Source organism: Bradyrhizobium sp. USDA 4506 (assembly GCF_054058795.1).
The window spans coordinates 6,072,406-6,098,338 of the sequence record NZ_JBSSBM010000002.1 but is presented as its reverse complement, the minus strand read 5'-3'; the positions used below and the strand labels follow the sequence as shown (position 1 = coordinate 6,098,338).

At 65.4% G+C, this 25,933-nt stretch carries 22 protein-coding genes and 1 pseudogene; 12 read left to right on the top strand and 11 right to left on the bottom strand.

Going from position 1 to position 25,933, the window contains the following annotated elements:
* Positions 1 to 28: 28 nt before the first annotated feature.
* Positions 29 to 316 (bottom strand): hypothetical protein, encoded by a 288-nt coding sequence (locus ACVIHF_RS30960; RefSeq protein ID WP_075969423.1) that lies wholly within the window; start codon positions 314 to 316, stop codon positions 29 to 31.
* A gap of 459 nt (positions 317 to 775) precedes the next feature.
* Here ACVIHF_RS30960 and ACVIHF_RS30955 point away from each other — a divergent pair, with 459 nt between their 5' ends.
* The 3 genes from ACVIHF_RS30955 (at position 776) to ACVIHF_RS30945 (ending at position 3,043) form a co-directional block, all read left to right on the top strand.
* The gene (locus ACVIHF_RS30955) at positions 776 to 2,077 is read left to right on the top strand and encodes a PQQ-dependent sugar dehydrogenase (RefSeq protein ID WP_456793029.1); all 1,302 of its coding nucleotides are present in this window, start codon (positions 776 to 778) and stop codon (positions 2,075 to 2,077) included.
* A gap of 139 nt (positions 2,078 to 2,216) precedes the next feature.
* Complete coding sequence (locus tag ACVIHF_RS30950; RefSeq protein WP_456793028.1) at positions 2,217 to 2,543, top strand: ArsR/SmtB family transcription factor; 327 nt, start codon at positions 2,217 to 2,219, stop codon at positions 2,541 to 2,543.
* A complete protein-coding gene (locus ACVIHF_RS30945; RefSeq protein WP_456793027.1) occupies positions 2,540 to 3,043 on the top strand; it encodes an SRPBCC family protein in 504 nt (167 codons plus the stop codon). The genes ACVIHF_RS30950 and ACVIHF_RS30945 overlap by 4 nt, the downstream gene beginning before the upstream one ends.
* Before the next feature lie 31 nt (positions 3,044 to 3,074).
* Here the strand turns inward: ACVIHF_RS30945 and ACVIHF_RS30940 are convergent.
* The 4 genes and pseudogenes from ACVIHF_RS30940 to ACVIHF_RS30925 all read right to left on the bottom strand — a co-directional run bounded on the left by ACVIHF_RS30940 (position 3,075) and on the right by ACVIHF_RS30925 (position 6,231).
* A pseudogene (locus tag ACVIHF_RS30940) lies at positions 3,075 to 3,844 on the bottom strand (SDR family oxidoreductase).
* A 163-nt stretch (positions 3,845 to 4,007) separates the two neighbouring features.
* Entirely contained in the window at positions 4,008 to 4,862 is an 855-nt protein-coding gene (locus tag ACVIHF_RS30935) for an alpha/beta fold hydrolase (RefSeq protein WP_456793026.1), read from the bottom strand.
* 40 nt (positions 4,863 to 4,902) lie between these two features.
* Positions 4,903 to 5,502, bottom strand: a complete 600-nt coding sequence (locus tag ACVIHF_RS30930) for a TMEM175 family protein (RefSeq protein ID WP_456793025.1) — start codon at positions 5,500 to 5,502, stop codon at positions 4,903 to 4,905.
* A 33-nt stretch (positions 5,503 to 5,535) separates the two neighbouring features.
* Positions 5,536 to 6,231 (bottom strand): alpha/beta fold hydrolase, encoded by a 696-nt coding sequence (locus tag ACVIHF_RS30925; RefSeq protein ID WP_456793024.1) that lies wholly within the window; start codon positions 6,229 to 6,231, stop codon positions 5,536 to 5,538.
* 186 nt (positions 6,232 to 6,417) lie between these two features.
* Here ACVIHF_RS30925 and ACVIHF_RS30920 point away from each other — a divergent pair, with 186 nt between their 5' ends.
* From ACVIHF_RS30920 to ACVIHF_RS30905, 4 genes are all read left to right on the top strand, one after another.
* On the top strand, positions 6,418 to 7,032 hold the full coding sequence (locus tag ACVIHF_RS30920) for a CGNR zinc finger domain-containing protein (RefSeq protein WP_456781817.1): 615 nt from the start codon (positions 6,418 to 6,420) through the stop codon (positions 7,030 to 7,032).
* A gap of 29 nt (positions 7,033 to 7,061) precedes the next feature.
* Positions 7,062 to 7,745, top strand: coding sequence for a haloacid dehalogenase type II (locus ACVIHF_RS30915; RefSeq protein ID WP_456778788.1), 684 nt, complete (start codon positions 7,062 to 7,064; stop codon positions 7,743 to 7,745).
* 178 nt (positions 7,746 to 7,923) lie between these two features.
* Positions 7,924 to 8,271: a hypothetical protein gene (locus ACVIHF_RS30910; RefSeq protein ID WP_456778789.1), complete on the top strand. Its 348-nt coding sequence runs from the start codon at positions 7,924 to 7,926 to the stop codon at positions 8,269 to 8,271.
* Positions 8,272 to 8,613: 342 nt separating this feature from the next.
* A complete protein-coding gene (locus ACVIHF_RS30905) occupies positions 8,614 to 10,647 on the top strand; it encodes a DEAD/DEAH box helicase (RefSeq protein WP_456793023.1) in 2,034 nt (677 codons plus the stop codon).
* A gap of 259 nt (positions 10,648 to 10,906) precedes the next feature.
* On the opposite strand, the gene ACVIHF_RS30900 is transcribed toward ACVIHF_RS30905, so the two are convergent.
* On the bottom strand, positions 10,907 to 12,400 hold the full coding sequence (locus tag ACVIHF_RS30900; protein ID WP_456793022.1) for a sensor domain-containing diguanylate cyclase: 1,494 nt from the start codon (positions 12,398 to 12,400) through the stop codon (positions 10,907 to 10,909).
* Between the two features lie 115 nt (positions 12,401 to 12,515).
* Between ACVIHF_RS30900 and ACVIHF_RS30895 the strand changes: the two genes are divergently transcribed.
* Positions 12,516 to 12,794: a DUF7662 domain-containing protein gene (locus ACVIHF_RS30895; RefSeq protein WP_057017704.1), complete on the top strand. Its 279-nt coding sequence runs from the start codon at positions 12,516 to 12,518 to the stop codon at positions 12,792 to 12,794.
* A 113-nt stretch (positions 12,795 to 12,907) separates the two neighbouring features.
* Here ACVIHF_RS30895 and ACVIHF_RS30890 read toward each other — a convergent pair whose 3' ends face one another.
* The 3 genes from ACVIHF_RS30890 to metG form a co-directional block, all read right to left on the bottom strand.
* On the bottom strand, positions 12,908 to 15,784 hold the full coding sequence (locus ACVIHF_RS30890) for an EAL domain-containing protein (RefSeq protein ID WP_076827342.1): 2,877 nt from the start codon (positions 15,782 to 15,784) through the stop codon (positions 12,908 to 12,910).
* Between the two features lie 120 nt (positions 15,785 to 15,904).
* A complete protein-coding gene (locus tag ACVIHF_RS30885) occupies positions 15,905 to 16,903 on the bottom strand; it encodes an NAD(P)H-quinone oxidoreductase (RefSeq protein WP_057017706.1) in 999 nt (332 codons plus the stop codon).
* Positions 16,904 to 16,972: 69 nt separating this feature from the next.
* Complete coding sequence (gene metG, locus ACVIHF_RS30880) at positions 16,973 to 18,652, bottom strand: methionine--tRNA ligase (RefSeq protein WP_253606551.1); 1,680 nt, start codon at positions 18,650 to 18,652, stop codon at positions 16,973 to 16,975.
* Positions 18,653 to 18,925: 273 nt separating this feature from the next.
* Between metG and ACVIHF_RS30875 the strand changes: the two genes are divergently transcribed.
* Together ACVIHF_RS30875 and rcdA are read left to right on the top strand one after the other, a co-directional pair.
* Positions 18,926 to 19,117, top strand: a complete 192-nt coding sequence (locus ACVIHF_RS30875; protein WP_016845225.1) for a DUF1192 domain-containing protein — start codon at positions 18,926 to 18,928, stop codon at positions 19,115 to 19,117.
* A gap of 574 nt (positions 19,118 to 19,691) precedes the next feature.
* Positions 19,692 to 20,204, top strand: coding sequence for a protease adaptor protein RcdA (gene rcdA / locus ACVIHF_RS30870; RefSeq protein WP_028333674.1), 513 nt, complete (start codon positions 19,692 to 19,694; stop codon positions 20,202 to 20,204).
* Positions 20,205 to 20,213: 9 nt separating this feature from the next.
* Here rcdA and pdxR read toward each other — a convergent pair whose 3' ends face one another.
* Entirely contained in the window at positions 20,214 to 21,728 is a 1,515-nt protein-coding gene (pdxR, locus tag ACVIHF_RS30865; RefSeq protein ID WP_456793021.1) for a MocR-like pyridoxine biosynthesis transcription factor PdxR, read from the bottom strand.
* A 108-nt stretch (positions 21,729 to 21,836) separates the two neighbouring features.
* Between pdxR and ACVIHF_RS30860 the strand changes: the two genes are divergently transcribed.
* Entirely contained in the window at positions 21,837 to 22,463 is a 627-nt protein-coding gene (locus ACVIHF_RS30860; RefSeq protein WP_456793020.1) for an FMN-binding negative transcriptional regulator, read from the top strand.
* A gap of 159 nt (positions 22,464 to 22,622) precedes the next feature.
* The gene (locus ACVIHF_RS30855; RefSeq protein ID WP_456793019.1) at positions 22,623 to 23,240 is read left to right on the top strand and encodes a LysE family translocator; all 618 of its coding nucleotides are present in this window, start codon (positions 22,623 to 22,625) and stop codon (positions 23,238 to 23,240) included.
* An 86-nt stretch (positions 23,241 to 23,326) separates the two neighbouring features.
* Here ACVIHF_RS30855 and ACVIHF_RS30850 read toward each other — a convergent pair whose 3' ends face one another.
* Entirely contained in the window at positions 23,327 to 25,870 is a 2,544-nt protein-coding gene (locus tag ACVIHF_RS30850; RefSeq protein WP_456793018.1) for an MASE1 domain-containing protein, read from the bottom strand.
* Positions 25,871 to 25,933: the final 63 nt, after the last annotated feature.

Below are 25,933 nucleotides of genomic sequence, written 5' to 3'. Positions count from 1 at the left end.
CCGAGCGACGGGCCTCAAATTCGCGGGCCTACCAGCGCCTGTACACGCCGGTCAGCGTACCGTTGTTGTTCCCTTCAGGACCCACGTCGCCCTGGGTCGAGCTCGGCGTCGGGTGGTTGGTGCCGTTGAATGAACCGTACCAGCCCGGCTCCGCTGGAGAGTACATCACGTCAGGCTGCACGGCCTGATAGCGGGGGCCGCCGTAATATCTCGGACCAGGGTTCCCGTAAGGATAGTAGCCTTGTGCGAACGCGCCTGCCGTTGTTGCGATCAGGGACGCCGCGGCGAGGGACAATATCTTGGTCTTTCGTTGCATTCACACTCTCCTTGCTGGTGTCCCGACCAACGACCGCCATGGAGCGGCGTTCCTGATCTGCCATGCATCTCGCAAAGGCAAATCTGCGCGAGCGTGGGATCAGGTTCTTGTGAAGGGGCTTGTGTTCCGGGAGGGCACTGCCGGGCTCTGCCCGGCAGGATGCATCTGTCGCCGGCCCGTTATGCTTCTATGGCTATAACGGCGGATGCGCGAGCGGCGCCTCGAAAAGCCGGGGCGGTTCGTAAAAGGAAGCCCGCCACTGCGGCGGGCAAGGTCTCAGGGAGGAAAGCGCCCTGACAAGGGAGCGTGCAGCCAGTCTCCCCGATTCGTGCGCGGCTGCGAAGATCGTATAACTACTGTCATCAGGGCCGGCATTATGCGAATGCTGCTGCGGGCCGCGGCCGGTCGGCAAGGGAATGACAAGGCGCGCTAACACTGCGCAATTACAGGGGAAGTTTCATGAGCACGTCTGGAGTTTTTGCCCGCGTCGTCGCGGCGATCGGGGCCGGCGCCCTGGCGTGGCGGCGGATGCAGGGCACGCAGCCCGCGCCCGCCTGGGGTAGCGCGCCAGAAATCCCGCAGGCCAAACCGCAGGGCGCGATCCCGACGCTCAAGATGCCGACGGCGCGGGGCTGGGACAACGACCAGAAGCCAGTCGCCGCGCCCGGGCTCAAGGTCAACGCCTTTGCCGCCGGGCTCGATCATCCGCGCTGGATCAATGTGCTGCCCAATGGCGATGTGCTGATCGCGGAGGCGACGCAGATCGCAGGAAAGCCGCGCAGCGTCTTCCACTACGCGATGCAGGCGACGATGCGGCGCGCCGCGGCGCTCGGCGTCAGCGCCAATCGCATCACGCTGCTGCGCGACCGTGACGGCGACGGCGTCGCCGAAAGTCGCGGCGCCTTCATGGAGGGGTTGAGTCAGCCGTTCGGCATGGCGCTGGTCGGCGACACCTTCTATGTCGGCAACACCGACGGCGTGGTGGCTTTTCCCTACATTGCGGGCGCCGATCGCATCACCGCGCCGGGGCGCAAGCTCGTCAGCTTCAAGCCCGACGGACACTGGACGCGCAGCCTGCTGCCGAGCGCCGACGGCAAGAAGCTTTATGCCGGCGTCGGCTCGCTCAGCAACATCGCTGAAGGCGGCTTTGCGGTCGAGGAAGGCCGCGCCGCGATCTATGAGCTCGATCTCGCAGGTGGCACCAGCCGCATCTTCGCCGGCGGCCTGCGCAACCCGGTGGGCATCGCATGGGAGCCGACCACCAATGTGCTGTGGACGGTCGTCAATGAGCGCGACGGTCTCGGCGACGAGACGCCGCCGGACTATCTGACCTCGGTGCGCGACGGCGGCTTCTACGGCTGGCCCTATTGCTACTGGGGCAAGACCGTCGACGATCGCGTGCCGCAGGATCCGGCGATGGTCGCCAAGGCGATCCAGCCGGACTACGCGCTCGGCGGCCACACCGCCTCGCTCGGCCTGTGCTGGATGCCGCAGGGCACGCTGCCGGGATTCCCCGACGGCATGGTGATCGGCCAGCACGGCTCGTGGAATCGCTCGACACTGTCGGGCTACAAGGTGGTGTTGGTGCCGTTCGCGGACGGCCGTCCCGCGGGACCGGCGCGCGACGTCCTGTCGGGCTTCCTCGCGCCCGACGAGAAGGTGTCGTACGGCCGCCCGGTCGGCGTCGCGCTCGGCCCCGACGGCTCGCTGCTGGTGGCCGACGACGTTGGCAACGTGATCTGGCGCGTGACGGCGGCGTAAGCGCCTGCACTTGCGGCAAGACGACTTGAACGGCGCGGCTTCGATCGGAGCCGCGCCGTTTCATTTGGAACAGAGCGTTAGCCTTGACTTACCGTAAGTGTAGTTACTTACGTTAAATCCGACAACGGACGATACGATCATGATCAGCGCCGAACGCGCGCTCGACGCGCTGGGAGACCCGACCCGTCGCATGGTGTTCAAGCGGCTGCGTGAGGGCAATCGATCGGTGCAGGAGATCGCGGACGGCCTCAAGGTGAGCCGTCCGGCAGTGTCGCAGCATCTTCGGGTGCTGAAGGACGCCGGCCTTGCCGTGGTGCGGATCGAAGGCACGCGGCGGCTCTATGCCATCGACACCCGCGGACTGGAGAGCCTGCGCGGCTGGCTCGACGGATTCTGGGACAAGACACTGACCGCCTTCAAGCACGCGGCCGAACGCGAAGCCGCCAAAGAGAGGAGATCCCGATGACGATGCAAGCGACCTCCGACAATTACGATCCCTACAGCGTCCGCAAGGTGATGAATGTCGAGGCGCCGCCGGCGGTGGCCTGGCGCGTCTTCACCGAGCAGATGGGCACGTGGTGGCCGCTCGCGCATTACAAGATCGGCAAGACCAATGCGATCGATGCAATCATCGAGCCGCGCGTCGGCGGCCGCTGGTACGAACGCGGCGACGACGGCAGTACCTGCGACTGGGGCAGCGTGCTGCTCTGGGAGCCCCCGTCGCGCCTCGTGCTGTCGTGGGACATCACCGCGGACTGGCAATACGATCCAAACCTGAAGACCGAGATCGAGGTGCGCTTCATCGCCGACGGCAAGGACGCCACCCGCGTCGAGCTCGAGCACCGCAAGCTCGACCGTTACGGCGCCCGCGCCGCCGAGATGCGCCGCATCTTCGATACCGAAGGCGATTGGGGCCGGCTGCTCGCGATGTTCGCGGCACGCGCCGCGCAGGGGCCGAAGGGATGACCGCGCGCGGATCGGCAACAGCGCGGCGACCTCACACGGTCCTGATCTCGCCGCCATCCATGCGCAGCACGGTGCCGGTCATCCAGCGCGCCGGCGGCGACACGGCATAGGCGACGAGGTCGGCGATCTCCTCCGGCGTGCCGAACCGCCTGATGCCGGCCTGCCTGAGGAAGCCGGCCTTGGCGGTGTCGACATCGACTTGCCTGGTTGCCGCGGCCTTCTCCAGCATCGCGAGGCGGCGTCCGGTCATCACGGCGCCCGGCGACACGCAGTTCACCTGCACGCCGTCGTCGATGCCGCGCTCGGCGAAGGCTTTTGCAAGTGCCTCGATCGCGGCGTTGATCGTGCCCACCGCGGCGGTGCCGGCGCGGGGCAGCACGGCGGCATTGCCTGAGGTGAAGATGACAGCGCCTCGCGACGCTTTCAGCGCGTCCCAGGCGCGGATCGTCAGCCGCCTGGCGCCGTGTAACTTGAGCGCGAGGCCGGCGTCCCATTGCGTATCAGTCATCTCGAACAGATCGAGCCCGGGCACTGAGCCTGCGACATTGACCAGCCGTCGATGCGGCCGAATCGATCCAGCGTGGCCTTGACGATTTCATCAGCGGCATCAGGCGCGGCGAGATCGAGCTCGAGCGCCAGCGGCGTGCTGCCGCGTCTTTCGATCTCCTGAGCGGCCTCGCGCAGCCTCTCGCCGCTGCGCGCGACGAGGACGATGGCGGAAAAATCCCGCGCGAGCCGCAGCGCGGCGGCGCGTCCGATGCCGGAGCTGGCGCCGGTCACGATGGCGACGGATGTAGTCATGTGTACTTCCTTGCAGTGGTCGGCGCGACTGAGTGGATGTGAGCCCGTCATTGCGAGGAGCGACAGCGACGAAGCAATCCATCCTTCCGTTGTGCGGAGCTATGGATTGCTTCGCTTCGCTCGCAATGACGCGGCTGGAGTTGTGGGTGCCGACATCCTTGAGTCAGCGGCTCAGGAATTCGCGGATGGCCTGCGCGATTTCGGCGGCATGCGTTTCCAGCGCAAAATGGCCGGTGTCGAAAAATTTGACCACCGCCTTCGGATTGTCGCGCTTGAACGCCTCGGCGCCCGGCGGCAGGAAGAACGGATCGTTCTTGCCCCATACCGCGAGGAACGGCGGCTGGTGGGTGCGGAAGTAAGTCTGGAAGGTGGGGTAGAGCGCAACGTTGCTCTTGTAGTCGCCGAACAGATCGAGCTGCACGTCGTGCGCGCCGGGCCGCGCCATGTAGTAGTTGTCGAGGTTCTGGCCGTCCGGCGACACCGCCGCCGGATCCGAAGTGCCGTGGGTGTACTGCCAGCGCGTGGTGTCCGGCGTCAGCAACGCACGCAGGGCGTCGCGGTTCGCCGGCGAGGGATCCTGCCAATAGGCCTTGATCGGGGTCCAGCCGTCGCTGAGGCCTTCTTCATAGGCGTTGCCGTTCTGGGAGATGATCGCCGTGATCCGCTCCGGATGCTTGACCGCCAGGCGGAAGCCGGTCGGCGCGCCATAATCGAACACATAGACCGCGAAGCGATCGAAGCCGATCACCTCGGTAAAGCGATCGATGACGCCGGCGATGCTGTCGAAAGTGTAGTTGAACTTGTCGCGCGGCGGCATGTCCGTCTGGCCGAAGCCGGGCAAATCCGGCGCCACGATGTGGAATTTGTCCGCGAGCTGCGGGATCAGATCGCGGAACATGTGGCCGGCGCTCGGGAAGCCGTGCAGCAGCAGCAGCTTTGGCGCGCCGGGCGAACCGGCTTCGCGAAAGAAGATGTTAAAGCCGTCGACATCGACGGTGCGGTATTTGACCTGAGACATCTGTCGCTCCTTGTGGTCGTGCGTTGGTGAGTTCCGGGACTTAGGATTTGATTTGCTTCGCGAGCCCGCTGATCGCTTCGGGACGCAGATAGAGCAGCAGGGCGCAGCACACCGTGGCAAAGCCCAGCAGCGGCATGAACGGCGCGATGGCGGCGCCGGCCGCGAACACCAGCACGGCGAGCAAGGTGCGACGCTGCGTCCATGTCCGCACGCGCTCGGAGATCAGGCTCTGGTCGGCCTGCGCCAGCACCGCGCGCTCGAAGGCGAGGTAGGCGAGGTCGATCAGCAGGAAGATCACCGCATAGACCACCACCGGCGCGGCGGCCATGTGCGATCGCGCGACCCATGCGGTGGCAAACGGCAGCAGCGAGACCGCGAACAGATGCACGAAGTTCAGCCAGATCAGCCGCGGCGTCGGCTGCCGCACCAGATGCAGCAGATGGTGATGATTGACCCAGATCACCGCGATGAACAGATAGCTCGCGGCGTAGCTGATCGCGGTCGGCCACAGCGGCAGCAGGTCGGCGAACCGCGAGCCCTCCGGCGCCTTCAACTCGAGCACCATCACCGTGATGATGACGGCGATCACCGCATCGGAAAACGCGCCGAGCCGGTCGGCCGAGAGACGTTTCTCCTGCATGGCAGCTCTCCTGTCCGAAATCGTGGGAAGAGGTCAGTGCTCTGTAACGTTCTCGACCGCTTCCCGGATGATGTCGGTGACGAGCTTCGGTGCGGTGACGATCGGGGTGTGATCGACGGGATGTGAGCGCATGGTCGCCTGCATCCGCGCCGCCATGCTGCGCTGGGTCTCGGGCGCGATCATCCGGTCGTCCTCGGCAATCAGGAACCAGCTCGGGACGTCCTTCCAGAGCGGGCGGCCGACCGGCACGGTGATGCAGGCCGGCGAGATCGGCCGCTGCACCGCGGCGAGCACCGCGAGGTCCTCGGACCGCGCGCCTTGCGCAAAGGCCGCTGCGAAAGCGGACTCCGGGAGCCAGATCAGGCCATTGGCGTCGGGCGCGAGCTTCGGCGCGAACGGATGCGGCGGCAGGCGGTAGAATACGTCGGCGACCGTCTCGCCTTCATCCGGCGCCAGCGCCGCGACATAGACCAGCGCCTTGACGCGCGGCGAGCGGGTCTCGGCGATCACGGCGCCGGCATAGGCATGGCCAACCAGCACCACCGGGCCCGCGAGGCGGTCCAGGGTGCCGTTCAGCGCGGCGACGTCGTCGGCGAGCGAGGTGAGGGGCAGCGGCGCCGCCACCGCCGTGATGCCCTCGGCATCGAGCGCCGTGATCACGCGCGCCCAGCTCGAGCCATCGGCCCACGCGCCATGCGCAAGCACCACGCTGACATCCTTGTTCGACATTGTCCGCTCCCTCGTTTCAGGCCGGTTTTGGCTGTAACCGCTAAAATGCATTTAGTTAGGTTACTGCGGTTATGATCCGGTGCACGTAACTTGTCAAATGGATTTTAACAGGTTACTATTTTGCGACTGAGGAAGCCGTCAGAAAGCCGCCAGGAGGGCGTCACCGTGCAATCCCATCCGCCCGCGATGTTCATCGCAGACAGCCTGGGCATCGATTTCATCAATTCGATTGCGACCCCGGTCGATACGCCGGTCGACTGGATCGGCGATGGCGACGGCCTGCTGCGCTGGCTCGCGCAGGCGCAGCTGGTGCCGCCCGATGTGCTCGACGAGCTCAAGGCGCGCGCGACGCCGGGCGAGCTCGACGACGTCGCCGGTCAGGCCCGCGATTTGCGCGAGTGGTTCCGCGGCTTCGTGCGCAAGCATATGGGCCGGCCGCTGGCGCCGCGTGCGCTCAAGGAGATCGAGCCGCTGAACCGGCTGCTGGAAAGCGATCAGGCGTTCAGCCGGATCGTGGCGCATCGCCACAAGGACGGCGATGGCGGCCATGACGGTTTCGCGCTGGAGCGGACGCGGCGCTGGCGTTCGGCCGAAACATTGCTGCTGCCGATCGGGGAAGCGATGGCCAGGGTCGTCTGCGAGGAAAGCTTCTCCGACATCAAGGCGTGCGAAGGCCCGGCCTGCACGCTGATGTTCGCCGACCACACGCGGGCGCGGGCGCGCCGATGGTGCAGCATGGCGATCTGCGGCAACCGCGCCAAGCAGGCCGCGCACCGCAGCCGGATGAAGGACAGGGGCTGAGAACCAAACCCAACCAAACGGAGAAAAAAATGGCACTTCCCTTGATCGTGTTCGACGTCAACGAAACCCTGCTCGACCTCGAGACCATGGAGCCAGTGTTCGCGCGCATCTTCAACGACAAAAGCGCGATGCGGCTGTGGTTCGCCAACTTCATCATGTACTCGGCCTCGCTCACCGTCGCGGGGTGTTACGTGCCGTTCACCGATATCGGCGCCGCGGTCATGAAGATGCTGGCCGACACCCGCGGCATCAGGATCGACGATGCCGACAAGCAGGAGCTGACCGAGAAATTCTCCACCATGCCGCCGCACGGCGAGGTGCCCGGCGCGCTGCGCAGGCTGCGCGCGGCGGGTTTCCGCCTGTTCACGCTGACCGACAATCTGCTCGAGGTGCAGACCCGGCAGCTGACCCATGGCGGCATCGTCGATCTGTTCGAGCGGCGCTTCTCCGCCGACGGCGTCAAGCATCACAAGCCGTCGCGGCAGGCCTATGGCTATGTCGAGAAGGAGCTCGGGGCAAAGCCCTCGGAGTTCTGCCTGATCGCCTGCCACACCTGGGACACGCTGGGCGCGGTCGCGGCCGGCTGGGAGGCCGCGCTGATCAAGCGTCCCGGCAACGATGTCCTCGGCGTCGGCCCGCAGCCGCAGGTCGTCGGCAATGATCTCGACGATGTCGCCAATCAGTTGATCCGCCGCTACGGCGCCAAAGGGTAACGACGCCTGACGGATTCCCGCGCGGAGAAGAGGGCAAAACTCCCCTCCAGGCCCGATCGCTCGGAAGCGCATAAAACCGGAATGAAATCCATAGCGGTTTTCAACCATGCCCCTTGAGCTTTCCTCAACTTCCCCGGCCGATGCTGCATCCGCCGCAGGGATCGAAGGAGCTCACAGCATGCCGGCCAAGGGACGAGCGACCGCAACCAACGCCACCGCGCAAGGGCGCGAGGACATCCTTAACGCGCGCGCCATCAGTACGCTGGGCGCCGGCGTCGTCAGCGCGATGAGCGCGGTCGGCGCCGCCGTCATCAAGAAGAACAAGCCGGCACTCGGCAAGAATGCCGATTGGTTCTGGCACATGTTCGCGAAATGCGAGGCCAGGGCCGCGCGCATCGCCGAGCAGGCCGCGCGCGATCCGGAGGCCTGCGGCGATGCCACCTTCATCGAAATCTATGCCGCGCAATTGCCGAAGCTGATGACAGCGGCGCTCGAGAGCCACGAGAAGGCGCTCAAGGCGAAGTGATGCCGCGTCCAGGGAGTCCCGCAACGGTGCTCGTCCCGTTCTCGTCCCTCTTGACCTCTCAAATGCGCCAAGGCGGCAAGTAGCGGCGGCTTTCGCCGATCGGAGGGTCTTGCGGATCAGGCGAAGCCGTCACCCGCCATCGCGCTGACCGGCCCTACGGCCCCGATCGGGCAGCCTGCCTGATCCGGGCGCCAGCTTTTCTGCGACGGGGGCATGGCGATTTGGCGCTTCTTGGCGTAAAGCACCCCAAATCGTCATGCGGCTGTGCCGCCTGCCGGGTACGCAGCTCCAGGTCGTCCCGCTCGACGTTCTGCGCCCGGACCAATCAAGGTTTCCCATCTCGTGCCGTTCCCGACCACAAGTTCGCCGCTCGCCCGCGCCTTGGCCGAGCGCAACTACGATCAGCCAACCCCTGTCCAGCTCGCCGTGCTCGCGGCCGACGCTGTCGACCGTGACCTCCTGGTTTCGGCCCAGACCGGCTCGGGCAAGACCGTTGCCTACGGCCTGGCGATGGCAAAGGACCTGCTCGACGGCGCCGAGCGGTTCGAGCCGGCCGCCGCCCCGCTGGCCCTGATCGTCGCGCCGACCCGCGAGCTCGCCTTGCAGGTCCAGCGCGAGCTTGCTTGGCTCTATGAACACGCCGACGGCCGCGTCGTCTCCTGTGTCGGCGGCATGGACCCGCGCCGCGAGCAGCGCGAGCTTGCCGAGGGCGCCCACATCGTGGTCGGGACGCCCGGCCGGTTGTGCGACCATTTGCGGCGCGGCCGTCTCGACATTTCGGAACTCAAGGTCGTCGTGCTCGACGAGGCCGATGAAATGCTCAATCTCGGTTTCCGCGAGGATATGGAATTCATCCTCGAGACCACGCCGGACACCCGCCGCACCCTGCTGTTCTCGGCGACGTTTCCGCGCGGCATCGTCGCGCTTGCCAAGCAGTATCAGGAGCAGGCGTTCCGGATCGAGGTCGCGGGTGACGAAGGCGGCCATGCCGATATCGAGTACCGCGCCATCCGGGTGGCCGCCGACGATGTCGAGCACGCCGTCGTCAACGTGCTGCGTTTCCACGAGGCGCCGAGCGCGCTGGTGTTTTGCAACACCCGCGAGGCCGTCAGGCATTTGCAGGCGGCGCTGCTCGAGCGCGGGTTCTCCGTCGCCGCGCTGTCGGGCGAAATGACCCAGAACGAGCGGACCCAGGCGCTGCAGGCGTTGCGCGACGGGCGGTCGCGGGTTTGCGTCGCGACCGACGTCGCGGCGCGCGGCATCGACCTGCCGAGCCTCGATCTCGTCATTCACGCGGATCTGCCGAAAGACCCGGAGGTCATGCAGCATCGCTCGGGCCGCACCGGCCGCGCCGGCCGCAAGGGCGTCAGCATCCTGCTGGTGCCGCCGGCACGGCGGCGGCGCGCCGAATTGCTGCTGGATCTCGCCGGCATCGACGTGGTCTGGGGCTCCGCGCCGCAGGCGGAGGAGATCCGCAAGCTCGACCATGATCGCCTGCTGCAGGATGCAGTGTTCTCCGAAGAGGCGACATCAGACGATCTGGCACTGGCGCAGGTTTTGCTCGCCGAACGCGCGCCCGAGGCGATTGCCGCAGCGCTCGCCCGGCTCTACCGCGCGCGGCTGCCTGCGCCCGAAGACATCCTCGATCCCGGCGAGGGACGCGGTCGGGATCGCGACGATCGCCGCGGCGAGCGCGCCTCGCGCCGCGATGATCGTGCCGCCGGGCCGCGATCGAAGACCGGCAAGTCCTCCGCGCGTCACGGCATGGAGGAGGCGACCGTCTGGTTCCGGGCCGCGATCGGACGCCGGAAGAACGCCGAAGCCCGCTGGCTGCTGCCGATGATTTGCCGCCGTGGCGGCATCGACAAGCGCGACATCGGCGCGATCAAGATCATGGACACGACCACCGAGTTCGAAATCGCCGCGCGGGTCGCGGATTCCTTCGCGGTCAAGATCAAGCGTCCGGACAAGGAAGACAGCATCCGCATCGAGCCGTTGGCGGGCGCGCCGCAGGGAGAGGTGCGCGAGAAGCCGGCGCGCAAGCCCTGGCGCGACGATGGCGACGGCGGATACGGCGCGCCGCGCGCCGAGGGGGCGGGAAAGCGGCGCGGCAAACCGGATCGAGAGGCCAGAGCATTTTCGAGCGAAGGCGCGAGCGGTTCGCGTCAGGAATACGCGTCAAAAAAGGAATCCAGGGATTCGTTCCGATCCGATCGGGACGGAAAAGGCTTCAGGCCGAAATCCGGCGACGAGCCGCGGTTCGGAAAGAAAAAGAAGCACCCGGGCAAGTCCAGCCACGCCGGACCCACGCAGTGGCCGGACGTGTCGGCGAAGCCGAAGTTCGGCAAGAAGCCGAAGAAGAAGCGGCGGGGCTGAGGCGGCGGCAGCGGCGGGGCAGCGTTCAGAATGCCGATGTATGAGTTTCGACGCCGCAACAAACTCAGTGTCGTCCCGGCGAAGGCCGGGACCCATTACCCCAAATGCTCATTGTTGCGCGGCGCTGGGGCCGCAGCTCGCTTCGACGACGAGGGCCTGTGGTTATGGGTCCCGGCCTTCGCCGGAACGACGATGCGGAGAGGGCTTCGCGTCTAACTGATTGCCCGTGAAGCCCGGCATTTTGCAGCCGCTTGGCCCCTCACGCCACCAGCGCGATCTTCGGCACGGTTGCGAGCACCGACTGGTCGCGGCCGTTGGCCTTGGCGGCGTAGAGCGCCTTGTCGGCGGCCTCGATCAGATCGGACCATTGCTGGCCCGCGGTCGGCCGCATGCTGGCGACGCCGATGCTGACTGTCGTGATCAGTTCGCCCGCGCACCATTGCTGGACCTTGCGGCGGATGGTCTCGGCCAGGTTGAAGGCCTCGAGCGCGGTCATGTTGGGCAGCAGCACGGCGAACTCCTCGCCGCCGAAACGAGCCGGGCAATCGCCGGCGCGGCGCACCGCGTCCGAAATGCAGATCGCGATCCCGACCAGCACCTGGTCGCCGGCCTGATGCCCATAGGTGTCGTTGTAGGCCTTGAAATGATCGGCATCGATCATCAAGAGCGCGACCGGCTGGCCGTAGCGGCCGGCACGGCGCCATTCGCGCTCGATCTCGCCGTCGAACTTGCGCCGGTTCTTCAGGCCGGTGAGGGCGTCGGTGGTCGCCATCTCCTCGAGCTTGTCCTCGGCGTCGGCCCGGCGGACGATCTCGCGGGCGAGCACCAGCGTTGCGCTGAGCACGAACAGGATCAGAAACGCCATGATCGCGCCGATGCGAATGGCCTCGGTGCGCCAGAGGTTGAAGACGGCTTCGAGCGGCTTGCCGACCACCACGTAAAGCGGCCCGGAGCTGCTGCGCCTGACATAGAGCCGCGGTATGTCGTCGACCGGGCCCTTACCGGAGAAGGCGCCGCCCATCTTCAGGTTCTCGGCCTTCCAGTCCAGCTGCTCCGCGAGGTTCTTGCCGATCACGTCGAGATCGAACGGCGTCCGCATGATGATGGTGCGGTCGTTGCGCAGCACGGTGATGGTGTCGCCCGGCATGAGGTTCAGCCGCCCGAACAGATCGTGGAAATAGCTGAAGCGGATCGAGCCGACCACGACGCCGAGGAAGCGGCCCTCGTCGTCGACGATGCGCCGGCTCAGCACGATGGCGTAGGCGCCGCGATGCAGCATCGGCCGGCTGATGTAAAGGCCGGCATCGGGATTGTCGCGCTGGACCGTGAAATACTCCTCGTCGCTGCGGTTCTCCGGCCGTGGATCGAGGCTCGCCGCGTCGATGGTCAAATTGCCCTTGGTGTCGAACACCTGGATCGCGCCGAAATGTTTTGCGGTCGCGGCGTGATCGAACAGGATCAGCTGGCGCAGTTCCTTGCTGATATTGCGGATCTCCGGCATCTCGAGATTGCTGGCGACCGCGCGCAGCGACAGGTCGTAGAGCTCGATGTTGCGGCTGATGTCGGCCTCGATGCCCGACGCCAGATTCTCCAGGGTGCGGCGGGCCAGTTGCTCCTCGCCGCGGCGCATGTCGAACATCACGCCGGCGCAGACCGCGGAGAAGCCGAGGACGGTCGCAACCGACGCCGCGATCAGCAGCTTTGCCGATAGCCGCCAGCGCCGCCTTGCGTCGTTTCCCCGTCGAAATGACATGTCCCGCTCCAATGCGCCGTCATGCAACGGGAAATCTTGTTGTCGCCTTAAATGGCGACAGCAGCCGCCGAATGGGTTAACGGGTGGTTGCCGGACTTTTGTCATCGAGGACGTTGTGAACGACTACGACGCATTGCGGGATTATCTGAAGAAGCAGCATCTGCCCGAATTCGTGCTGACCTTCGAGGAGATCGAGGCGATCATCGATGCGGCGCTGCCGCGCGCCGCGCACCGGGCGTCGTGGTGGGAGACGTTGCGCAGCCCGCAGGAGAAGATGCCGCAGCGCGAGGCCTGCCTCGAGGCCGGCTACATCGCCACCCGCCAGGCCGACGGCAAAAGCGTCAGGTTCAAGCGCATGCCCAACCGTCGTCCCGGCGAACGCCGGGACCCATAACCACAGGGCGTTGTTGTTACGAAGGCAACCGGCCCCAGCGCGTCATGGATGGGCCGCGGCGTATGGGTCCCGGCTCCGGTGCGCAATTGCGCACGAGGCCGGGACGACAAGAGTTAGCTCGCGGCTTCCAGCCGTTCCTCGGTGAGCAGCCGGGTCGCCGCATCGGCGTCCATCGGCTCGCCGAAGGCAAAGCCCTGGGCGTATTCGCAGCCGAGCTGGTAGAGCTCGACGGCATCCGAATCCGTCTCGGCGCCTTCCGCCACCACCTCCATCCCGAGATCGTGGGCCAGCGCGATGATCGATTTCAGGATCACCGGGCGGGTGCCGCGGCTGGTGGTGCGGACGAAGGACTGGTCGATCTTGATGGTGTCGAACGGGAAGCGCTGCAGATAGGACAGCGAGGAGTGGCCGGTGCCGAAATCGTCGAGTGACAGCCCGGTGCCAAGCTCGCGGATCCGCGCCAGCATCTGGGCGGCGTGCTCCGGATTCTCCATGACCAGCGATTCCGTCAGCTCAAGCTTCAGCGTGCCGCGCGCCACCGAGGAGCGCGACAGCACGGTGCGGATATCGTGGATCAGATCGTGGCGCAGCAGCTGCCGCGACGACACGTTGACCGAGGCGAAGATCGGCTCGCGGGCGCGCATCGCGCGCTGCCACACCGCGAGCTGGCGCGCGGTCTGGTCCATCACGAACATGCCGAGATCGACGATCAGGCCGGTCTCCTCGGCGACGTTGATGAACTCCGACGGCGACATCCGGCCGAGCTTGGGATGATCCCAGCGCGCCAGCGCCTCGAAGCCGGCGATCGCGCGATCCTCCAGCCGCACGATCGGCTGGTACAGGATCGTGATCTCCTGCCGCTCGATGGCGCGGCGCAGGTCGCTCTCCAGCGTCAGGCGGTCGGTCTTGCGCGCCCGCATCGCCGGCTTGTAGACGTCGATGCGGTCGCCGCCGATCCGCTTGGAATGATACATCGCAAGCTCGGCGTCCTTGATGATCTCGTCGGTCAGCGGCGCCGCCGGGTCGGACAGCGCAAGGCCGATCGATGCGGTCAGGAAGATCTCGCGGTCGTTGAACGCGATCGGGGCGCGGATGGTCTTGCGGATGGTCTCGGCGAAATTGGTGATCCGCGCCGGGTCCTGCTCCGACAGCAGGATCAGGCCGAACTGGTCGCCGGCCATGCGGGCCAGCGTGTCCTGCGGCTTGAGGATGCGGGTCAGCCGCCGCGCCAGCGTCAGCAAAATGGAATCGCCGACCGCGATCCCGACGGAATCGTTGACCTGCTTGAAGCGGTCGAGGTCGATCACCATCAAGGTCGGCCGCAGGTTCGGCATGGTCTTGGCGAGATTCGCCACCGCGCCGAGGCGGTCCATGAACAGCCGGCGGTTCGGCAGGCCGGTCAGGTTGTCATGGACGGAGTCATGCAGCATCCGCTCTTCGGAGTTCTTGAACTCGGTGACATCAGTGAGGGTGCCGACCACGCGCGAGACCTCGCCGTCGGAGCCGACCACCGGCCGCGCTTTCAGCGCGAACCACATGAAGTGGCCGTCGGGCGTACGCAGCCGGAAATCCTGCACCAGGCGGCCGCGGCGCTGGTCGAGCACGCTGTCGAGCGCAGCGCGGAAGCGGTCCTGGTCGAGCGGGTGCAGTACCTCGAGCCATTTCGCCGCCGGGCCTTCCAGCGTGCCGCGCTTGAGGCCGAGCAGGGCCTCGGTCTCGGGGCTGGTGAACACCTTGTCGGCGGACACGTCCCAATCCCAGATCAGATCGCCGGAGCCGGTCAGCGCCAGCGCCCGGCGCTCGACATCGGAGACGACGCCGGTGGTGGCGCCGCCGCCGGCGAAGGCATGCTGCATCACCGTGAATCCGATCAGCATCACGATCAGCACCAGGCCGCCCAGCAGCGCCGGGCCGACGATGTCGTTGGTGACGGAGCCTGCGACCGTCATGCCGGCCGCGACCACCCAGACCACCAGCAGGAACCAGGTCGGTATCAACAGCACCGCGCGGTCGAAGCCGTGGGTCGAGAGATAGACGATCAGCGCGAAGCCGGCGAAGGCGATCATCACCAGCGACATGCGCGCGATGCCGGAGGCGACCGCGGGGTCGAACAGCGCCAGCGCGACCAGCGAGCCGAGGAAGACCAGCCAGCCGATCGTGATGTGCGAGTAGCGGACGTGCCAGCGACTGAGATTGAGATATGCGAACAGGAACACCAGCAGCGTCGCCGCGAGGATCGCCTCGCCCGCCGCGCGCCAGACGCGCTCGGCGTTGTTCGACATGTCGAGCACCTTGCCCCAGAAGCCGAAGTCGACGCCGATATAGACCAGCACCGCCCAGGCCAGCGCCGCGGCGGCCGGGAACATGATACTGCCCTTGACCACAAACAAGATCGTGAGCACGAGCGCGAGCAGGCCCGAGATGCCGATCACGATGCCCTGGTACAGCGTGAACGAGTTGACCTTGTCCTTGTAGGCGTCGGGTTCCCACAGATACAGCTGCGGCAGCTTGTCCGTGCGCAGTTCCGCGACATAGGTGACGACGGCGCCGGGATCGAGCGTGATGCGGAACACGTCGGCGGTCGGGCTCTCCTGCCGCTCCGGACGATCGCCGACCGACGGCGTGATGGTGGCGATGCGCGACAGGCCGAGGTCGGGCCACAGCAGGCCGGACGACACGATGCGGTAGTGCGGCGCAACGATCAGGCGGTCGAGCTGGTCGTCGGTGTTGTTGGCGAGCGCGAACACCACCCAGTTCTGGCCGCCTTCGCGGGCGCGAACCTCGATGCGGCGCACGATGCCGTCGGTTCCGGGTGCGGTGGAGACCTGGATGCGGTCGGCTTCACTTCGCTGATGGTCGAGAACCGCCGTCAAATCGATCGCCGGCGCATCGCTGCGCACGCTGACCGCGTCGATCGCATACGCGGCAGGCGCGGCGGCAAACATCATGAGGCCCAGCGCGAGCAGCGCAAGGCACCTGATCAGACGCAATGTCAGTACTCCGCGATCGACAAACTGACCGGACCCGGCGACCGGCCCGGCGGTGGCGCGATAAATGACACGAAAGCGAAGGGAATCAAAGGGTTTCCGCCCCTGCTTCCGTCGCGAGGGTTAAACCGCCAACACAATTTTGCCAATATGTTCGCTGGTCTCCATGCGCCGGTGCGCGTCGGCGGCCTTTTCCAGCGGGAATGTGCTGTCCATCAGCGGTTTGACGCGGCCTTCGCGCAGCAAGGGCAGCACCTTTGCCTCGATCGCGGCGACCATCGCCGCCTTGTCCGCATTACTACGGGGGCGCAGGGTCGAGCCGGTGTGGTGCAGCCGCTTGACCATCAGCTTGGCGAAATTGGCCGTGGCCTTCGGTGTTCCCGACAGGAACGCGATCTGGACGATGCGGCCCTCGACCGCGGCGGCGTCATAGTTCCGGTCGATATAATCGCCGCCCACCATGTCGAGGATGACATTGGCGCCGTTGCCGCCGGTGGCCTTCTTCACCGCCTCGACGAAATCCTCGGTCTTGTAATTGACCGCGTGATCGGCGCCGAGCTTGAGGCAGGCATCGGCCTTGTCCTGCGAGCCGACGGTGACGATCACCTTGGCGCCGAACGCCTTGGCAAGCTGGATCGCCATCGTGCCGATACCGGACGAGCCGCCGTGGATCAGCAGCGTCTCCCCGGCCTGGAGCGCGCCGCGCTCGAACACATTGTGCCACACCGTCATCAGCGTTTCCGGAATCGCGCCGGCTTCCTGCATCGACAGCGAGGGCGGCACGGTCATCGCCTGCGCGTCCTGCGCGATGCAATATTGCGCGTAGCCGCCGCCGGCGACCAGCGACATCACCTTGTCGCCGATCTTGTGCTTTGCGCCTTCGCCGAGCGCGACCACTTCGCCCGCGATTTCGAGGCCGGGCAGGTCGCTGGCGCCGGGCGGCGGCGGATAGGAGCCGGAGCGCTGCGCGACGTCGGGACGATTGACACCGGCGGCCGCGACCTTGACCAAAATCTCGCCGGCCTTCGGCACCGGCACCGCGCGGGTCTCCGGCACCAGCACCTCAGGGCCACCCGGCTTGCTGATGGCAACGACGGTCATTTGCGCGGGCAGATTTGGCATGGCTGGTCCCTGGTCAGTGGAGAGGATCGGCGGATGGCATACCGCCTTTTCCACCGAAGCGAAACGCCATTAAGCCCCGAACCGCGCCGTGAGCTGGCTGGCTCTCTCAGGCGTGATTTTCTCGACCAGCGGGCCGAGCCTTGCGACCGGCGTGCCCGCGCCACGATCGAGCAGCGGAACGAGTGGGCCAGTGGGCCAGCGCGGTACGGCATCGCTCTGACCGAGCGCGCCGAGCACGCGCGCCGCGAGGTGAGGCACGATGCTCCACGCCAGCGTGGCGCTGAGCGCGACAAGATTGAGCCCGGTGCGGGTGATGACTGCCGCGCGTGCCGGATCGGACTTGATCGCTGTCCAGGGTGCCGCGTGTTGCAGATAAGCGTTCGCGGTGTCCCAGATCGCGCGGGTCGTGGCCGCCGCTGCGCGAAATTCCAGCGCCGTGTGATGGCGGTGCAGCGCTGCGATGCGCTGCTCTAGTTCAAGCGCGAGTTGTCGCTCGGCATCGCCGGGAGCGCCACCATCCGGGATGCGGCCGTCGAAGGCGCGATGCGCGAAGCTGATGATGCGGTTGGCGAGATTGCCGAAGACATCGGCGAGATCCTTGTTCACGTCGGCGACGAATCTGGCGACGCCAAAATCGGTGTCGGCGCTATCCGGCGCGTTGGCGATCAGCCACCAGCGCCAGAGATCGGCAGGCAATTCCGCCAGCGCCGCATCGGTGAAGATGCCGCGCTTCCTGCTGGTCGAGAACTTGCCGCCCTCGTAATTCAGCCAGTGGAATCCCTTGATCACATCGGCGGTCTTCCACGGTTCACCCGAGCCGATCAGCGTCGCCGGAAAGCTCACGGTGTGGAACGGGATGTTGTCCTTGCCGAGAAACTGGATGTAGCTGACGTCATCGGCCTGCCACCACCATTGCCGCCAGTCGCGGCCTGGCGCGGCGTCGGCCCATTCCTGCGTCGCCGCGATGTAGCCGATCGGCGCGTCGAACCAGACATAGAACACCTTGCCGTCGAAGCCGTCGCGCGGCACCGCGATGCCCCAGGCGAGATCGCGCGTGATGCAGCGGTCGCGCAGCTCCGCATTGAGCCAGCCCTTCGCGGTCGACACCACGAAGGGTGGCCATCCGCTCCGGCTGTCGATCCATGCGTCGATCTTCTCGACTAGTTGCGACTGGCGCAGATAGAGATGACGGCTGTCGCGGATCTCGAGCGCGCGGTCGCCTGATAGTGCCGAGCGGGGATCGATGAGGTCCGGCGGGTCGAGCAGTGTGCCGCAATGGTCGCATTGATCGCCGCGCGCGCCAGCGTCGCCGCAATGCGGACAGGTGCCGAGCACATAACGGTCGGGCAGGAAGCGGCGGTCGGCCGGCGAGAACACCTGCCGCGAGGTGCGTGCTTCGATCAGCCCGGCGTCATCGAGCCGGCGATAGAAGTGCTGCGTCAGCGCATGGTTGTACGGCGAGCTGGTGCGGCCGAAATGATCGAAGGACAAGCCGAAGCGCCGGTAGATGTCGGCCTGGACGGCGTGCTGTGCGTCGCAGAACGCCCGGACATCCAGTCCGGCCTCGATGGCGCCGAGCTCGGCCGGTGTGCCGTGCTCGTCGGTCGCGCAGATGAAGAGCACGTCGCAGCCGGTCTGCCGGCGGAAGCGGGCGTGGACGTCGGCGGGCAGCAGCGAGCCGACGAGGTTGCCGAGATGCTTGACGCCGTTGACGTAGGGCAGCGCGCTGGTGATGAGAATCTTGGTCATGGGTTAAGGTCTTTCGCGTTCGGTGATGCCGACCCCGCAAGAATCAAAGCGGAAAATCAAAAAGCCCTCCCGCATGATCGGAAGGGCTTGGGGTCGGCTCATGCCTCGCGCGCAGGCGCGCAACTATCCCGTCCGGTCAGACTCCTTGCGGTCGGGCCGGGGCATTCGCGTCAGCTGTTGCGCGCACACGAAAGTCACTGCAAAATTCTCCTCTGGACGGATATCTATCATCGCTGGACGCAGGGCGCCAGATCAGCATCGCGGGGAGGACACATGCCGATTGAGGATGAGGACCGGCCGCGGAAGAAAATCAGCCATGAGATCGGCCAGGATCTCTCGCTGCTGTCGGTCGAGGAGTTGACGGAGCGCATCGCGCTGCTCAACGCCGAAGTCGATCGCCTGAAAGAGGCGATGACGAAGAAGCGCGCGTCGAAGGATGCCGCCAACGCGTTCTTCAAGTCGTAGCTCGGCGATCTCATTGCTGTCGTGGCCCGGATGAAGCGCAGCGCAATCCGGGGCAGTGTTATCCGCGGATGGGCGTTTCCCGGATTTCGCTGCGCTCCATCCGGGCTACGCGGCTCCACCTCCCCTTGAAAAGGGGAGGTCGCTTTGCTCGCCAGAGCAAAGCGGGTGGGGATCAGCTCTCTCCACATACGCCGTCGCCTGCGGTTGACCCCCATCCCGACCTTCCCCCTTTCAGGGGGAAGGAGAAGAGGCCTGTCCCAAACTAGGTCAATGGCCGACATGGCAAACAAAGCCTGAAGAAATCCGTTCATTTACGATCGGTTAAGCTTTCTCGATTATGACTGCATTGTCCTCGTTTGGACACCGAGTGGCTCCTGTCCACTCTGTTTGACGCCTCCCTGTTATCAACTTCAAAGCCGCCGGAAACGGCGGCTCTTTTTTGTGCGTCCTATCGGCTGGAAACCATAAATCCGGTTGCGGCTGGACTCTTCGGCGCGCCCGCGCAATGATTTGTTCATCATAAGCTGGCGCGTCAGATGCCAGCGGGCGTTACGATGGTGTGAGGGCGTTAACCATGGCCGATCGTTCCCAGAGCGAAGCCGGGCTTGTGCTGTTCAGTGAACGGCTGACCAATTCTGCGGCATTCGGCGTGCTGTTCCGGGAAGGCATGGACCTGGTCGAGCAGACCGCCGCCTATCTCGACGGTGACGGACGTGCCGAAGCCAAGGCGCTCGAACGGTCCGTGAGCCTGACCTATGCCACCGAAAGCATGCGCCTGACCACGCGGCTGATGCAGCTCGCGTCCTGGCTGCTGCTGCATCGCGCGGTCAAGGAAGGCGAGATGACGCTGACCCAGGCCAATCGCGAAAAGACCAAGGTCAAGCTGTCGGCCGCCGATCCCGGCCCGGCCGACATGGTGACCAAGCTGCCCGAGCAATTGCAGCAGTTGATCGCCCGTTCGATGGATCTGCAGGCGCGCGTCCGCCGCCTCGACACCACGATCCACGCGCCGGCGCCGGATCGCTCGACGATCGGCAACCCGCTGGTGCCGCAGCTCAACCGCCTCAAGGCGGCGTTCGAGCAGTAATCCGGGCAATCAGTGTGACGCGTCCGCGCGGCGTGGCTTGGTCCGCCGCGGCGACGTGTGCTGATCCATCACGCGCCGCAGCCTGATCGCCGCCGCCTCCAACTCTTCCGGTTCGAAACCGCCGAAGCCGAGCATCAGGCCGGCGCGTGGTGCGGCCTTGTACATCGGTGAAATCGGCCGCACGACGATGCCGGCGGCAAGCGCTGATTTTGCCAGTTGCACATCGTCGAGGCCGTGGGGCAGCCACAACAACAGATGCATGCCCTGGTCGCTCGGCTGCAGCGTGACGTCACTAGGCATGTGACGCGTCAGCGCCGCGATCAGCGTCGCACGCCGTGCGGCGTAGACGCCGCGGATGCGCCTGATATGTGCTTCGAACAAGCCCTCGCGCATATAGGCCGCCAAGACGTGCTGATCGGCGGTCGGCGAATGCCGGTCGAGCAGTGCCCGCGCGCCGGCGAAGGCGTCGATCAGCGGCGCGGGCGCCACGACATAGCCGAGCCGCAGCGAGGGAAACAGCACCTTGCTCAGCGTGCCGAGATAAATCACCCGCGATGGCGCGAGGCCCTGCATCGACGGGAAGGGATGCCCGGCATAGCGCAGCTCGCTGTCGTAATCGTCCTCGACGATCCACGCATTGCTTCGTTGCGCCCACGCCACCAGCGCATTGCGGCGGGCCATGCTCATCGGCATGCCCAGCGGATATTGATGCGACGGCGTCACGAAAGCCGCGCGTGCGTGCGGGCACGCGGCGATCGCGGCATCGACGTCGATGCCCTGCGCATCGACGCCAACGCGCGTGGTGAAGAGATCGAGATCGTCGAGCACGGCGGTCATGCCGGGGTAGGCGGGATCCTCGGCCCAGACGCGATCGCCTGACGACAGCAGCACGCGGCCGGCGAGATAGAGGCCTTGCTGGGTGCCGGCCGTGATCACGACCTGCTCGGGCTCGCAATGCACCGCGCGGGATTTGCGCACATAGTCGGCGATCGCTTGCCGCAGCTCGATCAGGCCGCGCGGATTGCCATAGCTCGCAGGCGCCGCGGCGCGCGATGCGCGCACGCGGTTGCCGAGGCGGCGCCAATGGTCGTCGGGCGCGACCGCGCCGCCGGGGACCGCGATTGCAAACGGGACTTCCGGCATCGGCATGAAGGCTGCCGCCACCTTGGCAAGCCACGCCGCGCGCGGCGGCAACTGAATCGGCGCCGATTTGCTCGGTTTGCGATCGACCATGACGGGCCGCGCCTGCTCGGCAAGCGTCGGCGCGACGCGGGTGCCAGCACCGACCTGCGATTCCAGATAGCCCTCGGCCAGCAGCTGCTCGAAAGCTTCCGTGACCGTGCCGCGCGCAACGCCGAGCGAGGCCGACAGCGCGCGCGTTGACGGCAGGAATTCCCCGGCCTTCAGTTCGCCGCTCGCAATCGCGGCGCGCAGGGCCTGCGCGATCTGCCGCCCGACCTGTCCGGCGGCGCGGTCGACCGCCCGGAGCGAAGGGATGCTGATCGTGGCGCGCAGGCGGGGCATAGTGGACCAATCAAGATGATCGAAAGTGGCTCTTACCATAGGCCACTTCGGCGCTATGGTGGAGCAGCAATTGATGAGGCCTGCCAAAGGTCTGCCGAGAGGTTCGCAATGTACCTGCCGCCGCATTTCAAGATCGATGAGCTCGGTCCGATCCACGCCGCGATGCGGGCCTCAAAGCTCGCGACGCTGGTCACCGCAACCGCCGATGGCCTGATCGGCACGCCGCTGCCGCTGATCCTCAATGAGAACGAGGGCGACTACGGCACGCTGTACGGTCACGTCGCGCGGCCCAATCCGCAGTGGAGGCTGCCGGCGGTCGGCGAAGCGATGGCGATCTTCATGGGGCCCGACGCCTATGTGACGCCGTCTTGGTATGCGACCAAGGCCGAGCACGGCAAGGTGGTGCCGACCTGGAATTACGTCGCCGTCCACGCCTATGGTCCGGCCGAGTTCTTCGAGGATGCCGACCGCCTGCTCGATATCGTGACCCGGTTGACCGAGCTGCACGAGAATTCGCGCCCGGAAGTCTGGCAGGTGAGCGATGCGCCTGACGATTTCATCAAGGCGCAGCTGCGCGGGATCGTCGGCTTCCGGATGCCGATCACGCGGATCGACGCCAAGAAGAAGATGAGCCAGAACCGCAAGCTCGAGGATCGTGCCGGCGTCATCGCGGGGCTTGAGGCCAGCGACAATCCGACTGATCGCGAGGTCGCGGCAATGATTCCGGCGAGCTGAGACGCCTTGAACAAATTCCAGACCGTCATTGCGAGGAGCGATAGCGACGAAGCAATCCATCCATCGGCATATGCGGGCAGTTGGATTGCTTCGCTTCGCTCGCAATGACGGCGGAGGAAGTTGCGCCCGCTCAACCCCTTCAGAGATTGACGCACACACATGGAATTGTACGTTGCCTTCGCGGTCACGACCGCGACCTTCGCGCTGATCCCGGGTCCCGCCATGCTGTACGCCGCGGCCCGCACGCTGGCGGGCGGCCGGTGCGCGGGGCTGATGGCCTCGCTCGGGCTGCATCTCGGCGGCTATGTCCATGTCGTCGCCGCGGCGGCCGGCCTCGCTCTGCTGTTTCATGCGGTGCCGCCGTTGTTCATGGCGATGAAGCTTGCCGGTGCGGCCTATCTGGTCTGGCTCGGGCTGTCGCTGTTCCGCGACCGCGACAATGCAAAGCGCCCCACACTTGCGCCGCTCTCCGCGGAGCGCGCCTTCGCGCAAAGCATCGTCGTCGAGGTGCTCAATCCGAAGACGGCGATCTTCTTCCTGGCGTTCCTGCCGCAATTCGTCGATGCGTCGGCCGGCCTGCCAGTCTGGGCCCAGCTATTTCTGCTCGGCACAACGGTAAATCTGACCTTCTCGGCGGTCGACATCGTCTGCGTGTTTTTCGCCAGCGCCGTGATGTCGAGGCTGCAGCGCTCGAAGCGGTCGCAGCGCATCATGCAGCGGATCGGCGGCAGCATCCTGGTCGCGCTCGGCGCGCGGCTGGCCTTCCAGGATCGCTAGCAGCAGTCATGTCCATCAGCGGCGATGGTGCGGATCAACGCTTCGCCAAGCTGCGCGACGAGCTGCTTCTGCAATGGCGCGACCGGTCAATTTCTGCGCGAGGCTTCAGTCGTGTTCGACGTCATGGGCGCGCCGGATGATCGTGGTGGTCGCGGCGGCGCAAGATCGTGGATAAAATCTCTCAGTGCGTCGGTATCGAACGGCTTGCGGAGTATTTTTAGACTTGGCGGAGCTGCTTTTGCGGCATCGCTGTAGCCGGTTGTAAGGGCGATCGGCAAACCGGGGTATCGCGACCGGACTTCTCTCGCGAGCCCGACGCCATCGATGGTCCCGGGCATGACGATATCGCTGAAGACGAGATCGATCTTTGTACCGGCGTCGAGCAATTTCAGCGCCGCTTCGGCCGAATCTCGATAGATCGTGTCATAACCCAGATGCTCGAACAGCGAGGAAGTCACATCCGCCACTTCGGGGCTGTCGTCGACAACGAGAACCGTCTGCCGCTGCGGCTGCCTTGCTCTTGTTCTGGCAGCGGCCAGCTCTTTACTGGTGGTCTGCTCGTCCGCGCAGGACGGCAAGTAGATGGTAATCGTTGTTCCCTGTCCAACCTTGCTGTCCGCCGTCACCGTTCCGCCGGCCTGGTGCGCGAAACCATAGACTTGGGACAAGCCGAGCCCGGTCCCCTTGCCGACCTCTTTGGTCGTGAAGAACGGGTCGAACATCTTGGACAGCAGGTTTGGCGGAATGCCGGTGCCGGTATCGCCAAGCGCGATCGCAAAGAAAGCCTTTGCGCGGCGATCGCCGCCGGTTTCCTGGTTCGCGGTCACCGCATGCACGGATAAGGTGAACGTGCCGCCGCTTGGCATTGCATCGCGCGCATTAACGGCGATGTTGACGATCGCAAGTTCCAGCTCGGCGAGGTCCACCTTGACCGACGCTACGCCCTCGCCGACGTTCTCATTGTACACGATGTTCCCGCGCAGCGAGCTCTCGATCATGGTCCGCATGTTCTTGATGGACGCATTCAGATCGACGACCGTCGGGCTGAGATGCTGATGACGAGAGAATGTCAACAATTGGCGGGTGAGGCTTTCGCCACGTTTGGCCGCGGTCTGTATGGCTTCAATTGCCTTGGGCAGTTTTGGATCAAGCAGGCGTGTGAAGATCTGGGCACTGCCTCCGATGATCATCAATAGATTGTTGAAGTCGTGTGCAATCCCGCCGGTCAGCTTGCCGATTGCCTCCATTTTCTGCGACATCGCGAGCTGTTCGCGTGCCTGAACCAGCTTCTCCTCCGCGTCGCGTCGCTCGGTTGCGTCCCGCAGAATACTGATAAAGCCGATCAGATTTCCTGAGTCATCATGGCTCGACGAGACCGAGCCCGTGATGAAGAACGGCGTACCATTCTTTCTGATGCGCCAACCCTCTACGTCGTACTTGCCTCTTTCGATTGCCGTCTCCAGCGCGTGTGTCGGCGAACCCGCGCGGCGTTCATCCGGCCGATAGAATATTCCAAAATGCTTGCCGATGATTTCTTCCGAGGTGTAGCCGATGATCTTTTGAGCGGTGCTATTCCAACTCGTAACGTGTCCTTCTCGATCAAGCGCAAAAATCGCATAGTCGACGACGCCTTCGATGAGGGTCTGGAAGTGCCGTCTGATGCTGTCGAGCGCCAAGGCGTTCCGTTCAAGTTGACCGTTCAGTTGGTCCTGCACGGAAAGCAGATGGGCTTCCGTGGTCTGACGCGTGGCAATTGCCGCTCCCAGGGCAAGAGAGGGCGCCGATACGCTGATCGAAAGCACGAGCAGTGACAACAATGCTCCGTTCGGATCCGTTTTCGGAAACGGATCATTACCGAACGCGAACCCCCAGACTGCCATTCCGGTGAAAATGAGCGCAGCCGTAGCCGCGGTGCATCGATTGCCGCGCAGGCCAGCCCAGATCAACGGGAGCAAAGCCAGAAAGCCCAGCAGGCTGCGATGCGGCAACGCAACGTTGAGATCGTCGCTGACGAGGTCACTGCCGATGAGCGGGCTATAGGCCACGATCCCAATGAGACCAGCGAGGGCGATAACTGCGATCGATTCCAACAGATCCCACCTGGAGGAAATCCGTAAGGGCATCATCGCCCAGAGCACGATGACCGGAGCAATCACCAGGGTCGCGGCTGCGTCGGCAAGCCACCAGGTCAGCCCGGCGGCGACGGAATCGGGAAAGCTCGGTTCGTTGACGAAGATGGATCCGGCCAGGGCGGTGAATGAACTGATCATCGCGGTCGGCGCAAAGGAGATGCCTGCAAACTTTGCGACACCGGATGGTGTGGCAAACGTCTGGCAACCGTTCGACCAGCGTCCGATCAGCCATGTCCCGGCCAGTGCAGCAAGGAGGGTGCCGATCCCGGCGGCGGCAAGCTCCAGGAGCGATCGGTCGGTCATCAGGTAAGGCGCGACGGCGCCCAGCAGGATCGCGGGCCAGATCCGGTAGCCACGCAGCAGCATCAGCGCGAGCGCAACCCCGGTTGGCGGCCACAGCGGTGTCGCGGTCGGATTGATAGCGGGAAGGAAATGTGCGGAGGCCGCAAGGCTCCCGTAGATCGCGGTGACGATAAAAAGTTCGATCGAGTAGGTCACAGCGCTCCGAGCATCGCCAAAAGCGAACATCCCGGCCTTATCGAACCTTGCCCGTTCCATCAC